The sequence below is a fragment of the Brevundimonas sp. genome, from assembly GCF_030656255.1.
Taxonomy (GTDB): domain Bacteria; phylum Pseudomonadota; class Alphaproteobacteria; order Caulobacterales; family Caulobacteraceae; genus Brevundimonas.
The window spans coordinates 1-11,237 of sequence record NZ_JAUSOE010000058.1; the positions used below are offsets into that span (position 1 = coordinate 1).

The following is an 11,237-nucleotide window of genomic DNA, read 5'->3' on the forward strand; positions in this document are numbered from 1 at the left end:
CGTCTTCTCGATCTCGGGCCGCGGCACCGTGGTCACGGGCCGCGTCGAAAAGGGTATCGTCAAGGTCGGTGAAGAAGTCGAAATCGTCGGCATCCGTCCGGTCCAGAAGACGACCTGCACGGGCGTCGAAATGTTCCGCAAGCTGCTGGACCAAGGTCAAGCCGGTGACAACGTCGGCGTTCTGCTGCGCGGCACCAAGCGTGAAGACGTCGAGCGCGGCCAAGTGCTGTGCAAGCCGGGCTCCATCACCCCGCACACCAAGTTCCTGGCCGAGGCCTACATCCTGACCAAGGAAGAAGGCGGTCGTCACACCCCGTTCTTCACCAACTATCGCCCGCAGTTCTACTTCCGCACCACGGACGTGACCGGCATCGTTCACCTGAAGGAAGGCGTCGAGATGATCATGCCCGGCGACAACGCCGAGCTGAACGTCGAACTGATCACCCCGATCGCCATGGATCAGGGCCTGCGCTTCGCCATCCGTGAAGGCGGCCGCACCGTCGGCGCCGGCGTCGTCGCCAAGATCATCGAGTAATCATTCTTTTTGTGGCCTAACGCGCTCACGCGCTGCTTGAGGCCAGACAGACTGAGTAGCGTAACAGAACGGCCCCCGGAGCGATCCGGGGGCCGTTTTGCTGTCTGGGTTGGGGCAGGCGGCGTCGGATCAGCGCTTGGCCGCCTCGATCATTCGGGCGATCTCTGCGGGGTCGATGCTGGCGGCGGCCTTGCCGTTGACGAAGAAGGTGGGCGTGCCCTGGAGCTTCAGGGCCGCGGCGGCCGTATGGATGTCGGCGATGTGCCGGGTGGTTTCCGGCGCGACCAGGGTCTGTTTGGCGCGGGCCATGTCCACGCCGTGTTCGGCCAGGATGCGGTCGATGGACTCCGGCGTCAGGGCGCGCTCGGTCATCAGGGCGTCGTAGACCTCCAGATACTTGCCCTGCTGGTGCGCGGCGAGCGCGGCGCGGGCGGCGTACTGGGACGCGACGTCCTCGCCCCGGTCCAGGATGGGCCAGTCCTTGAAGACGAAGCGGACGTCCGGATGGGCCGCCATCAGGGCGCGGAACTGGGGCGCGACGGCCTTGCAGCCGGGGCAGCGGAAGTCGAAGAATTCAATCACCGTCACCTTGGCGTCGGCCGGGCCGAAGGCAGGGTCGCGGGCGTCGGGCGCCAGCAGGGTCGCATTGGCCGCCGCCGCCGTATTGGTGTCATTGACGCGGGCCTGGCCCTCCTTGGCCTGAAGCGCCAGGCTGGCCTCCTGCAGCACCTCGGGGTGGGCCAGCAGATAGGTGCGGACGTCGTCGCCCGAACCGCCGCCGAAATAGGGGGCTGCGGCCAGGCCCAAGGCCACAACCGAGACGCCCAGGGCGACATAGCCGGCGACCGCGCCCGTGAGGCGGCTGCTCTTGGCGGGCGGCGGGGCGGGCGGCGGGGCGTGGGGCTCAGGCGCGGGGGCGTCGTCGGTCATGATGGCTTGCAGTCCGTAAGGGGCAGGGCGTCAGTTCAGCGTGGCCGGCTTGCGCGCGGCGTCGCGGCGGTCGAGGTCCAGCAGATCGTCCGGCGTGGCGCCCGACGCAAGGACGATGTCCACCGCCCGGCGCCATTCCATCGAATTGGGGTCCAGCATGCTGCGGGCGCGCAGGGCGAACTGGGTGGCTTCGCGTTCCTGGCCGGCGGCGAAATAATATTCGGCCGTGGCGAGGCGCGCCTCGCCTTCCTTGCCCTGGGCGGCGTAGGCCTGGCCCAGCAGGCGCCAGGCCATGGTGTTTTCCCGCTCGGCCACGGTGGCGTGTTTCAGCTGGTCGATGGCCTCGTCCAGGTTCTTGGGGTCGTCCGTGCCGATCAGGGCGTGGGCCAGGTTGATGCGCAGCAGCGGGGCGTCGGGCTTGAGCCGTACGGCCTCGCGGTGGGCGGCGACGGCCTCGACCGGCCGGCCCTCCTCGAAATAGATCTGGCCCTTCAGCTCGGCGAAATAGGGGTTCTGCGGGTCCTCGGCGATCAGGGCGTCCACCGCCGACAGGGCCTTGTCGGTCTGGCCGTCGCGATACCAGGCGATGGCGCGAGCATAGCGGGCTGGCAGGGCCGTGTCGGTCGAGGGATAGGCGCGCAGGGTGGTGTTCGGCGGATCCATGAAGGCGTGGATCTTGGCCAGGATCAGGGCGTGCTGGGCCAACCGCTCGGGGCTGTCGCGATGCTCATAGTGGGGCTGGTCCTGCACGAAGCGGCGCATGGATTCGATCCGCTGCGACGACAGGGGGTGGCTGCGGAAATAGGGATAGCGGCGGGCGTCGGAGAAGACCTCCTGGGCGCGGAAATTCTCGAAGAAGGAGACCAGTCCGGCGCCGGACTCGCCGGCGCCTTCCAGGGCGCGGGCGCCGGTCAGATCGGCCTCGCCCTCCTGGCCCTGCATATACTGAAGCGCACCGATCGTGCCGAAATACTGGCTGGAGCCCAGCAGGGCCACGCCGGCGTCCGGGGCGCCGGCGGCGATAGCCAGGGCGCCCAGGGCCATGGTCATGAACATCGGCTGTTTGGCGGCGTTCTGGGCCCCGTCGCGCAGGGTGTGGCGGTTCTTGATATGGCCCGCCTCGTGCGCCATCACCCCCAGCAGTTCGTTGGGGGTCTTGGTGCGCAGGATCAGGCCGGTGTTGACCCCCATGATCCGCCCGCGCGTGGCGAAGGCGTTCAGCTCGTTGTCATTAACCAGCAGGACTTCGACGTCCGCAGGGTTCAGCCCCATGGAGACGAAGACGGGGTCGGCCCAGTCGCGGATGATGCCTTCGATCTCGGTGTCGCGGATCAGGCTCTGCGCCGAGGCCTGGCCGGCGGCGACGAGGGCTGCAAAGCCCACCGCCGCCGCGGCCAGAACACGAGATGCGGATCGGGGAAGCCACGTCATGGCGTACTCCAGTAGCGGCCGACCCCCGTCTGCATCCTGACAGTCTAATCGTGACCGATCAGCGGCGCCACCACCCACGCTTGGGCTTTTCAGGCGGGGCCGAAATCTGGTTGGGATCCTCGGCGATGATGGCCTCGACGTCGATCTCGGGCGTGGGGGCCACGAACGGTTCCGACAGGACGGCGGGCTGCGGTTCGGGGGCGACCGGCGGGACGGGCTTTTCGACCGGGGCGACCTCGACCGGCGCAGCGGTCAGGGCTTCCTCGGGCGTGACGTCCAGTTCGACCGGCGCGCCTTCGACCGCGGCCTCGTTCGGCTCGATGGCCGTGTCGGGGTGGGGTTCGGCGTGCGGCTCGACCGCGGCCTCGACCGGTTCCGGCGCGGCTTCGATTTCCGGCGCCGATTGGATCACGGCGTCGGCGCTGGCGGACTTACGGCGAACGCGACGGCGCTGGGGTTCGGCCGCGACGGCGGGGACGTCCGTCTCCGGCGTCTGGGTCTGGACGGCGTCGGCTTCAGTGACCACGGCCATCGGCGTCAGAGGCGAACCGTCGGGCGGCATGCCTTCGTTGGTGGCGCGGTTCTCGACCTTGATCTCGTGGCCGACGGCGTCGCCGCCGCGACCCCGGCCGCGACGACGGCGACGACGCGAACGGCCGCCTTCCTCGCCGGAGCCGTCGGACGCCACGGCGTCCAGACCTTCGACCTCGGCCTGGGCGGCCTGCGGACGCTCAGCGCGATCCGGACGTTCGGCGCGCGCCTCTGGACGGCCCGGGTTCAGCGGGTCGAACCAGACGTAAGGATCGTCCAGCGACGGGGTGCGGCCACGGACCCAGGTATAGACGTCGCGTTCGCCGTCCTCGCGGACGCGGCGACCGCCACGGCGGCCCCGGCGACGGCGACGGCCGTTCTCGTCCTCTTCGTCGTCCGAGGCGTCGTCGATGTTCAGCGTATCGGCGGCTTCGACGGTTTCGGCGACATCGGCGGTTTCGTCGTCACGACGCCCGCCGCGACGGCGACGATTGCGGCCCCGGCCACGATCACGACCGCCGGACTCGGCGCGTTCCGCGCGTTCGCGCGGTTCGTCGTCGTCGCTGTCCTCGCGGTCCAGCGCCTCATCATCCTCATCCTCGTCGTCGCCGACGATTTCCTCGTCCTCATCTTCGTCCTCATCCTCGTACAGGGACGGGTCGAAGTCGTCGTCGAGGTTGGGCATTTCGATCTCGGGCGCGACGAAGTCCTCGTTCGTCTCGGTCCGATCGATATTGTGCTCGCCCTGGCCCAGGCTGTCGTCGATCTGGACGACGACGTTCAGGCCGCGACGTTCCAGCAGCGACTGCAGATAGGCGCGCTTGTGGTTCAGGATGTACAGGCCGACGGCGGTGCAGACCTTCAGCACCACGACGCCCGCGCCGTTCTTGCCGGCTTCGATATCGACCGCACGCAGGGTCATCAGGGCGGCGGATTCGGCGGAGCGGATGCGGCCGGTGCCCTGGCAGTGGGGGCAGGCCTCGGTCGCGCCCTCGATCACGCCCAGGCGGCGACGCTGGCGGCTGATCTCCATCAGGCCGAAGGGCGAGATACGGCCCATCTGGATGCGGGCGCGGTCGGACGACAGCGCGTCCTTCAGCACGCGCTCGACCGTGCGGTTGTTCTTGCCCTCATCCATATCGATGAAGTCGATCACGACCAGACCGGCGAGGTCGCGCAGGCGCAGCTGGCGGGCGGCTTCTTCCGCCGCTTCCATATTGGTCTTGAACGCCGTCTGCTCGACGTTGCGTTCCTTGGTGGCGCGGCCCGAGTTGACGTCGATGGCAACCAGGGCCTCGGTCTGGTTGATGACCAGATAGCCGCCCGACTTCAGCGGCACGACCGGCTGGTGGATCTGCGTCAGCAATTCCTCAATGCCGTTGGCGGCGAACAGGGGGCGCGAACCGCGATACAGGTGAACCTTCTTGGCCTGCGACGGCATCAGCACGCGCATGAAGTCGCGCGCCTCCTTGAAGCCCTCGACGCCCTCGACCTGGATGCCGTCGAAGTCCTTGTCGAACATGTCGCGCACGGCGCGGCGGACCAGGTTCTCTTCCTCGTAGATGACCGAGGGGGCGTGGGAGGCGAGGGTGGTCTCGCGGATCGTCTCCCACAGGCGCAGCAGATATTGATAGTCGCGCTTGATCTCGGCCTTGGTGCGCTTGGCGCCCGCCGTGCGGATGATCAGGCCCATGCCCTTGGGCACTTCAAGGGCCGAGACGGCGCTCTTGAGGCGGCGACGGTCAGAGGTGTTGGTGATCTTGCGGCTGATGCCGCCGCCCTTGCCCGTGTTGGGCATCAGGACGCAGTAGCGGCCGGCCAGCGACAGCCAGGTGGTCAGGGCCGCACCCTTGGCGCCGCGCTCGTCCTTGACGACCTGAACCAGCAGGATCTGGCGGCGCTTGATGACGTCTTGGATCTTGTAGCGGCGCATCAGGCGGCGCTTCAGCCGCTCTTCGTCGGCCAGAGCGGCTTCGGGATCGGCGTCGTCGTCGGATTCGCGACCCAGATCGTCGTCATCGTCGTCGTCGTGCGCTTCGGCCATGATGGCTTCGCGGTCGGCGACCGGGATCTGGTAGTAGTCCGGGTGGATTTCGTTGAAGGCCAGGAAGCCGTGGCGATTGCCGCCGTATTCGATGAAGGCGGCCTGCAGGCTGGGCTCTACGCGGGTGACCTTGGCGAGATAGATGTTGCCGCGAAGCTGGCGCTTCGCACGGGATTCGAAATCGAATTCCTCAATCTGGCGTCCGTCCACGATGGCGACCCGGGTTTCCTCCGGGTGGGCCGCGTCGATCAGCATTGTCTTTGACATGGATAGTCTCTCTCTGGCGCGCACGGGCCGGGCCTTCCAGAACTCTGGACAGGCTCACGGCGGCTCGCCGAATGGGGGAAAGGGCCGGGGCGCGCGAAATCCCCTCGCCGAAAACGGCGAAGCGGGCTTGGTCAAGCCGTTGGGGAACGCAGGCGGAAAGGCCCATGGAAGTCGTCGGTCCTGAACCGGGCGCGCCAATCCGTAAAACGGGGAAGGCCGCGACCCTGGTCCGCTCTTCGAACCACCGGCGACGCCGGCGCGGTTCTCGGATTGGTGAAAGTCAGCGCCGCGAGGAGGGCGCGCCGGGTTCCGCAAAGGCGAAAAAGGCGCGATCGGTTCGCGAGCAGTCACATCATAGTCACGCCGGACGCGAATTAAAAGGTGTTCGGCCTTAACCCCCTGAATACGAGCGTCTGGCATGATGGCGACCAGGTTCCAGTAGGATTGGGTTCGACGTCGCTATGGGCGGTCGTGTTTTGACAGGTGTAGAGCGCTGGGGCGCGAGGGAATGGGCGATGACCGCCTTGGCCTTCGTCGTCATCTGCGTGGTCGCCCTGTTCGCGACGCGTGGTTTCGCCTGGGGCGCTCAGGGGGATGTGCTGGGCGTGCGCTTCGGCGCGGACGGCGACCGGACCCGCGTGGTCATTGATCTGGACAAGTCGACGCAGGGCCGTGTGATCGATACGGGCGCCGGGGGGCGGGTCACCCTGGCCCTGAACGGCGTCGCGCCGGGGCGCGGCCTGAGCGGCGGCGGTTCCGGCCTGGTGCGCACCTATCAGGTCAGCGCCTCGGGCGGGGCGTCTCGGGTCGAGCTTGAGCTGGCGCGCGGCAGCGAGATCGAGCGCCGCTTTCTGCTGCCGCCCGGAGACGGGGTGGCCCATTATCGTTATGTCGTTGATCTGAAGGCCGTCGGCGGGGCAGTCGCCGCTTCGCGGCCTGCACCGCGTCAGACGCCGGCGCCGCGTCGCGCCGAACGCCCGTTGATCGTCATCGACGCCGGCCACGGCGGCAAGGACCCCGGCGCCAGCGGAGCCCTGACGCGTGAGAAACAGGTCACCCTGGCCGCCGCCCTCGTTCTGAAGGCCGAGTTGGAGCGTACCGGCCGCTATCGTGTTCGCCTGACGCGGGCCGATGATTCCTATGTCGATCTGTATCGCCGCGTGTCCATCGCGCGCCAGTCGGACGCCGATCTGTTCATCTCGCTGCACGCCGACGCCGGGTCCGATCCGGCCCTGCGCGGCGCCAGCGTCTATACTCTGTCGGAACAGGGCGCAGGACGGGCCGTGCGCGAGTTCACGCGAACCGACAACTGGCACCGCGAACTGCACCTGCCGGGGCGAGACCCGTCGGTGGACCGCATCCTGCTGGACATGACCCAGCGCGCCACCCAGAACCGTTCGGCCCAGTTCGCCCGCGTCCTGCTGACCCATCTGGAAGGTTCGGACCACCCGTTGCTGCGTCGCAGCCATCGCGACGCCGGCCTGGCCGTTCTGCTGGCGCCCGATGTGCCGGCCGTGCTGCTGGAAATGGGCTTCATCACCAATCCCGAAGACGAACGTCTGCTGACCGACGAACGTGCGCGTCGGCGTTTGATGAAGTCCGTCGCCGACGGCATCGACCGCTATTTCCGCGAGCCGTCGGCCCCGTTGATGACGGCGTCGACCGATGGAGCGGGGCAGCCCTGACTTCTGGCTGCAACCAGGCTTCGGCTCAGCGGTTTGCGTGACTATGAAAAAGAGAGCGATCATCACCGGGGGCGCAGGCCTGATCGGCGCCGGGCTTTGTCAGGCCCTGACGGATCGGGGCTGGGAGGTCGCCGCCTTTGACCTCAAGCCCGCCTCGTCCGGCGCGCGGTCGGTGCTCTGCGACGTCGGCGATGAGACCTCTGTCACGGCGGCCTATGCCGAACTGGGATGGTCGGAGTTGGATCTTCTGGTCAACAACGCCGGCGTCGCCGATCCGACCAACGGCCCCCTGGCCGAACTGTCGCTGGAGGCCTGGCGCCGGACGGTGGACAGCCACCTGACGGGGGCCTTCCTGATGTCGCGCGCCGCCATCCCGATCCTGCGGGAAGGAGGCGGCATCATTCATATGACCTCGACCCGAGCGACCATGTCGGAGCCGCAGACCGAGGCCTATGCCGCGGCCAAGGGCGCGCTGTCCGCCCTGACACATGCGATGGCGATCAGCCTGGGGCCGAAGATCAGGGTCAATGCCATCGCGCCGGGCTGGATCGCCGCGCCGGAAGGCCTGAGCGAAAGCGATCACGCCCAGCATCCCGTGGGTCGTGTCGGACGCGCCGAGGACATCGCCAAGGCCGTCCTCTATCTCGCCGACGCCGGCTTCGTCACTGGACAGGTGCTGACGGTGGACGGCGGCATGACCCGCAAGATGATCTACGCCGACTGAAGGCGCGGATCCGCCGGCTTGGTTTAGGCCAGGCCGGCCTTTTTCAACGTCTTCCAGGCCTTGATGACGCGTTGCAGCTTGGCCTCGGCGCCGCGGTCGCCGCCGTTGGTGTCCGGATGGAAGCGTTTCAGGAGGTCGTGGTACTGAGACTTGATCTTGGCCTTTTCAGCGCCGGGATCGAGATCGAGGTCGGCCAGGGCGGCGCGTTCCAGCTTTCCGATTCGGCGATCCTCGGTCGGGGACTGGGGCGCCTGGTCGCCGCGACGGCCGAACAGGCCGAAGCTGTCGCGCCACGAGCCCGCGCCGGTGTTGTTGGCGGTGCCCATCTTGGCGGAGAAGGCGGCGGCTTCGCGCGTGAACTTGCCGGCCTTCATCTCCCAGGTCGGACGCCCGCCGGTCATGGCCTCGTTCTCCTGGACGGCGCGGACCTGGCCCTCGCTCATCCCGGCGTAGAAGTTCCAGCCCTTGTTGTATTCGCCCGCATGGGCCTGGCAGAACTCATAGAAGTCGTTCAGCCGCTCGCGCGACTTGGGCGCCTTGGCGGTCGCGGCCTTGCGGCAGTCGGGCCACTGGCACGGTTTCTCGCCCGGCTTGAGGTGTAGGACGTCCGCCTTGGCGGCTTCCTCCTCGGGCTTCGGCGGCTTGACCCGAATGTCGGTGAAGCGCGGCTTGTATTGAAAGGAAGCGGACATCGCCCGAAGTGTAGTGTGGAATTGGACCTCTTCAAGGAAACGATCATGTCAGACGGCCCCGTAGCGACGATTATCCGTGAAAAACTGAACGCCGCGCTTTCGCCGCAACGGCTGGAGATCGAAGACGACAGCGCACGGCACGCCGGTCACCACCACGAAGGCGGCATGGACGCCAGGCCCGGCGGTGAAAGCCACTTCAACCTGGTGGTCGTCTCCGCGGCGTTCGAGGGACAGTCGCGGGTGCTGCGACAGCGGACGGTGAACGGGCTGCTGAAGGCCGAGCTTGCGGGGCCGATTCACGCCCTGTCGATCAAGGCGCTCACCCCTGCCGAGGATGTCCACAGCGTCTGATTGCGGAAAAAACCAGCGTTCACTCCGTCTTAGAACCTTCGCCCTAGCGTCACGCGACCAAACAGAACGTGGGGACGGCTGGAACATGGTGGAATCTGACGGCGTCGCGAAGGCCTTTCCGGGCGACCGGCGCGCGGGCGATCCTGCTCAGGCCCTGACGGCCATCCTGCAGACCCAGTATCTGCGGTACCTGATTATCGCCAGTTGGGCCCTGGGCCTGCTGGGCACGGTGGCCTGGTGGCAGGCGATGATGTGGTTCGTGGTCACCCTGGCTGCAGGGTCAATTCGCGGCGTCGTCGAACACAAGCTCAGCCACCGTGTCGATGTCGGGTGGGGCATGGTGTTTCCAGCCGTGGCGACCGTCACCACCGCTGCATGGGCCGCTGCGCCGCTGATGGCCTGGTTCTCGGATTCTGCGTTCGGCCAGACCCTGGCCGTCGCCCTGATCATTTCGGGTTATGTACTGGTCTTCGCCCAGTTGCGCAGTTCGCCGCGGCAGGCCGTCATCATCTCTTCGCCCTATGGCGTCGCCGCCTGCATCATCCTGTTCAGCCTGTGGGGAACGCCGCAGTTCTGGTCGATGCTGGCCGTTCTGCCGTTCACCGTGGCCTGCCTGTTCGTTCTGGTCACCATGACCATGCTGCGCGAAGGTCGGATCGAAGCCTTCCAGGCGCATCAAGCCCATCTGATCGAGGAACTGGAGGCTGCGCGCGACAAGGCCGACGCCGCCAATGACGCCAAGTCGAATTTCCTGGGCGTCATTTCGCATGAGCTTCGCACGCCGATGAACGGCGTCCTCGGCGCCGCCCAACTGCTCAGCGCGACGCGACTTGAAACCACCCAGCGGGAATATCTGTCGATCATCCGCAATTCCGGCGACAATCTTCTGTCGCTGCTGAACGACATCCTCGACATGACCAAGATCGAGGCCGGGAAGATGACTTTCGAAGTCGTCGATATCGTCGTCGAGGACATGCAACGCCGGATTTCCGGACCCTTCGAGGCCCAGGCCGAGGCCAAGGGCCTGACCTTCGTGTCGGATCTGGAGGGGGATATTCCAGCCGTGGTGCGTGGAGATCCGCTGCGGGTCTGCCAGGTCGTGCAGAACCTCCTCTCGAATGCGGTCAAGTTCACGGATGCGGGCGAAATCCGTTACGTCGTGCGCGGCCGGCGTATTTCCGACCGCAGGGTTGGCTTCGAGTTCTGCGTCACCGACAGCGGCACGGGCATTTCTCCGACCGATCTCGAACGGCTGTTCCAGCCCTTCACCCAGGTTGACGCCTCATCGACGCGCCGGTTCGGCGGCACGGGCCTGGGGCTGACCATCGCCCGGCGCATGGCCAACATCATGGGCGGCGACATCAGCGTCGATTCGACCGTGGGGCAGGGGTCGAGCTTCACCCTGTCCGTCGAAGCCGAGGTGGTGGAATGGAGCCGTCGCGTTTCGACCGAACGGGTCGAGGCCGAGATCGAACGCGGCGAAAGTCTGCGGGTGCTGGTGGTCGAGGATCATCCGGTCAACCGCATGATCCTGGAAGCCTGGATGAGCACGGCCTCTCATGTCACCGCGACAGCCGAGAACGGTCAGCTTTCCCTGGAGGCGGCGAACGAACAGCAGTTCGACCTGATCATCATGGACGTCAACATGCCGGTGATGGACGGCCTGACCGCGACCCGCAAGATTCGCGAAGGCCAGGGGCTCAACGCTGATACGCCCATCGTCGTGCTGTCCGCCTCGGCGCGCAGTGAAGATCATCAGGCCGGCCTGGACGCGGGCGCGGACGCCTATCTGACCAAACCCATCGACTTCGGCGCATTGGCCGAGATGATGAGCCGGGTTCCGGGCGGACGCGAGGCCGTGGGCGGCGCCATGCCGCCTGCGTCAGAGCATTCAGTCGCCGCCTGATTAAGGCCAAAAGGCGGTCCTGGTCTGAACGGCAGGCGACTTCGCCGGTTCAGACCCGCCTCAGCCGCCAGTCTCCATAGTGCGGGCAAGTCGAATGGTTCGACCGCAGATGGAGACATCCCATGAAGAAGATTCTCACCG

General features: G+C 66.9%; 9 protein-coding genes. 5 read left to right on the plus strand and 4 right to left on the minus strand.

What is annotated here, in order from left to right:
• The coding region (locus Q7J26_RS06350) for an EF-Tu/IF-2/RF-3 family GTPase (RefSeq protein ID WP_304935654.1) at positions 1-535 on the plus strand (535 nt) is incomplete at its 5' end.
• A gap of 129 nt (positions 536-664) precedes the next feature.
• Here the strand turns inward: Q7J26_RS06350 and Q7J26_RS06355 are convergent.
• The 3 genes from Q7J26_RS06355 to Q7J26_RS06365 are packed head-to-tail and all read right to left on the minus strand — an operon-like array spanning position 665 to position 5,738.
• Positions 665-1,465, minus strand: a complete 801-nt coding sequence (locus Q7J26_RS06355; RefSeq protein ID WP_304935655.1) for a thioredoxin domain-containing protein — start codon at positions 1,463-1,465, stop codon at positions 665-667.
• Between the two features lie 30 nt (positions 1,466-1,495).
• Positions 1,496-2,896: a M48 family metalloprotease gene (locus tag Q7J26_RS06360; RefSeq protein WP_304935656.1), complete on the minus strand. Its 1,401-nt coding sequence runs from the start codon at positions 2,894-2,896 to the stop codon at positions 1,496-1,498.
• Between the two features lie 58 nt (positions 2,897-2,954).
• Entirely contained in the window at positions 2,955-5,738 is a 2,784-nt protein-coding gene (locus Q7J26_RS06365; protein WP_304935657.1) for a ribonuclease E/G, read from the minus strand.
• A gap of 515 nt (positions 5,739-6,253) precedes the next feature.
• Here Q7J26_RS06365 and Q7J26_RS06370 point away from each other — a divergent pair.
• Together Q7J26_RS06370 and Q7J26_RS06375 are read left to right on the plus strand one after the other, a co-directional pair.
• Positions 6,254-7,423, plus strand: coding sequence for an N-acetylmuramoyl-L-alanine amidase (locus tag Q7J26_RS06370; RefSeq protein ID WP_304935658.1), 1,170 nt, complete (start codon positions 6,254-6,256; stop codon positions 7,421-7,423).
• Between the two features lie 43 nt (positions 7,424-7,466).
• Positions 7,467-8,147 carry an SDR family oxidoreductase gene (locus Q7J26_RS06375; protein ID WP_304935659.1) on the plus strand — a complete coding sequence of 227 codons (681 nt, stop codon included), beginning with the start codon at positions 7,467-7,469 and terminating at the stop codon, positions 8,145-8,147.
• Between the two features lie 23 nt (positions 8,148-8,170).
• On the opposite strand, the gene Q7J26_RS06380 is transcribed toward Q7J26_RS06375, so the two are convergent.
• Positions 8,171-8,839, minus strand: a complete 669-nt coding sequence (locus Q7J26_RS06380) for a J domain-containing protein (protein ID WP_304935660.1) — start codon at positions 8,837-8,839, stop codon at positions 8,171-8,173.
• A 45-nt stretch (positions 8,840-8,884) separates the two neighbouring features.
• Here Q7J26_RS06380 and Q7J26_RS06385 point away from each other — a divergent pair, with 45 nt between their 5' ends.
• Positions 8,885-9,190: a BolA family transcriptional regulator gene (locus tag Q7J26_RS06385; protein ID WP_304935661.1), complete on the plus strand. Its 306-nt coding sequence runs from the start codon at positions 8,885-8,887 to the stop codon at positions 9,188-9,190.
• 85 nt (positions 9,191-9,275) lie between these two features.
• Positions 9,276-11,096, plus strand: coding sequence for an ATP-binding protein (locus Q7J26_RS06390; protein ID WP_304935662.1), 1,821 nt, complete (start codon positions 9,276-9,278; stop codon positions 11,094-11,096).
• The last annotated feature ends 141 nt before the right edge of the window (positions 11,097-11,237 follow it).

Excerpts from the sequence above, each read along its gene's own strand:
- Q7J26_RS06355 (WP_304935655.1), bottom strand. The coding sequence starts at position 1,465 with ATGACCGACGACGCCCCCGCGCCTGAGCCCCACGCCCCGCCGCCCGCC.
- Q7J26_RS06360 (WP_304935656.1), bottom strand. The coding sequence starts at position 2,896 with ATGACGTGGCTTCCCCGATCCGCATCTCGTGTTCTGGCCGCGGCGGCG.
- Q7J26_RS06365 (WP_304935657.1), bottom strand. The coding sequence starts at position 5,738 with ATGTCAAAGACAATGCTGATCGACGCGGCCCACCCGGAGGAAACCCGG.
- Q7J26_RS06370 (WP_304935658.1), top strand. The coding sequence starts at position 6,254 with ATGACCGCCTTGGCCTTCGTCGTCATCTGCGTGGTCGCCCTGTTCGCG.
- Q7J26_RS06375 (WP_304935659.1), top strand. The coding sequence starts at position 7,467 with ATGAAAAAGAGAGCGATCATCACCGGGGGCGCAGGCCTGATCGGCGCC.
- Q7J26_RS06380 (WP_304935660.1), bottom strand. The coding sequence starts at position 8,839 with ATGTCCGCTTCCTTTCAATACAAGCCGCGCTTCACCGACATTCGGGTC.
- Q7J26_RS06385 (WP_304935661.1), top strand. The coding sequence starts at position 8,885 with ATGTCAGACGGCCCCGTAGCGACGATTATCCGTGAAAAACTGAACGCC.
- Q7J26_RS06390 (WP_304935662.1), top strand. The coding sequence starts at position 9,276 with ATGGTGGAATCTGACGGCGTCGCGAAGGCCTTTCCGGGCGACCGGCGC.